The following is a 1,924-nucleotide window of genomic DNA, read 5'->3' on the forward strand; positions in this document are numbered from 1 at the left end:
CGCTCGCGCGTGCGGCGGCGGGCGACGGATCGGTCGACGACGGGCTCGCGGCGCTCGACCGCGCGCTCGCCGATCTCGGCTGGATCGATGCGTCGAAGGTCGGACGCGCACTCGACGCACGCGTGCGCGGCGCGGTCGGGCTGTGCCGGGCCGGTGTGCTCGTCGCGATCGTCCAGTGGCTCGCGGTCGGGCTCGCGATTGCCGTTCCGCAGATCGGCTAGCGCGCGTTCAAGCCGGCCGCGAGCGGCCGAGGGTGTCGTTCCGCCCGCCGGCTCGTCAAGGAAGCAGCCTGAGAGTACGCGTTACGCCTGAGCGACCCGCTGCGACCGCGTGCGCTTCACTTCATACATCGCCTGGTCCGCATGCTCGATCAGCGCGTTCATGTCGGTGCCGTCGTCGGGCAGCAGCGCGATCCCGACGCTGACGCCGAGCCGCATCGGGCGCCCCTCGAATTCGAACGGTTCGCCGACCTGGCGCGCGAGCCGCGTGCTTTGCGCATGCGCATCGTCGCGGTTGCCGATGTTCGGCAGGATCACCGCGAATTCGTCGCCGCCGATGCGCGCGACCGTGTCCGAGCGCCGCACCGCTCCCTGCATCCGCGTGGCGATCTCGCGCAGCGCCGCGTCGCCCGCGCGGTGACCGAGGCCATCGTTGATCGGCTTCAGCCCGTCCATGTCGATGTTGAGAATGCCGAGGCGGCCGTTCGCGCGCAGCGTCGTGTGCATCGACTGACGCAGGCGGTCGTAGAACAGCGCGCGGTTCGGCAGGCCGGTGAGCGCGTCGTGCGTCGCGCGCAGGTACAGCTCGTTCGCTTCGTTGCGCGCCGCGTGGAACATCGCGGCGGCGATCAGGTCGGCCGTCAGCCGCAGCGTGCCGGCGTCGGCTTGCGAAAAGCCGTCGACTTCCGGCGACATCACCTTCAGCACGCCGACGGTCGTGTCGGCATGGGTGAGCGGCATCACGAGCATCGAGCGCAGGCCGACGCGCCGGCAGGCGTCGCGATCGACGCGCGGGTCGGTTTCCGAATCGATGCAGTGCAGCAACTCGCCTTGCTGCACGCACAGGCCCGACAGGCTGCCCGAGCGCCGCAGCCGCAGGCCGAGCATCCCGGCCGCGGTGCCCGACGCCGCGCGGTACACCATGTCGTCGCCCTCGGCGAATTCGACCGCGGCGGCGCTCGCGCCGGTGAGCTGCGGCACCTGCTCGGCCACATAGGCCATCACGCTGCCGAGATCGAGGCCGAGCTTCGCGATCTCGGTCTGCGCGGCGATGATGCGCAGCAGCGTATCGGGGGACGGGGTGGCAGTGTCGACGATTTGATTCAAGTCAGTTTTCCGTGAAAGAAAGCACGTCCGGCGGCGCGGGATTGCGGTAGCATACGCGCCGCCTCGCGGCCGCGCGTTCAGGCGGGGCGGTCTGCAACGGACCGCCGCCGGCCAGCCGCACCGCGCCGGCAGTATGCCGTCCGGCCTGCCGGCAGACAACGGCGCAATTCTTACCATTCATCTCGCTCGCGCAGCATTTCCGACCGGATTGAGGTTTTTTTCGCTTCGACGTCGCGAATCGGGGTAAGTTTTGTCCTGTTTTTGAGATAGTGTGACGAATGGGCGTGTGCCAGTGCCAGGCGCGCGTAGCACGATGACGCGCGATTAAAGAAATCGCCGCATCGTTTCGATAAATGAATCAGGCCAGTTAGATAGATGAGGGGAAGCAGTGGGGATGTTCACTCACGGGCATAGCTGCTTTGCGTGCATCGGTTTCGATGCGACGAATGACCGGATGATCCTGACGAAACGGAGCGGCGCATGAAGCCGGCCGTGTCGCTGCTCGTCCTCTCGGCCGCGATGGTCGGCGCTTTTCATGCCGCCGCGCTGTCGGCCGCACCGATGCCGGCCGTGCCGGCTGCCGCTGCCGCTGCCGCCGC

Annotated in this window: 1 protein-coding gene and 1 pseudogene; one reads left to right on the forward strand and one right to left on the reverse strand. The window is 68.3% G+C overall.

All coding sequences use genetic code 11. The features are described 5' to 3' along the window. Positions 1-221, forward strand: a pseudogene (locus G3O00_RS42285) (hypothetical protein); the annotation flags it as partial. An 81-nt stretch (positions 222-302) separates the two neighbouring features. On the opposite strand, the gene G3O00_RS42290 reads toward G3O00_RS42285, so the two are convergent. Continuing rightward, positions 303-1,502, reverse strand: coding sequence for a sensor domain-containing diguanylate cyclase (locus tag G3O00_RS42290; RefSeq protein ID WP_206146557.1), 1,200 nt, complete (start codon positions 1,500-1,502; stop codon positions 303-305). Positions 1,503-1,924: the final 422 nt, after the last annotated feature.

It is taken from the genome of Burkholderia sp. Ac-20384 (assembly GCF_017104605.1).
Classification (GTDB): Bacteria; Pseudomonadota; Gammaproteobacteria; order Burkholderiales; family Burkholderiaceae; genus Burkholderia; species Burkholderia lata.

What these genes read in the sequence shown, in the direction of transcription:
- G3O00_RS42290 (WP_206146557.1), bottom strand. Translation starts at nt 1,502, where the DNA reads ATGGTAAGAATTGCGCCGTTGTCTGCCGGCAGGCCGGACGGCATACTG.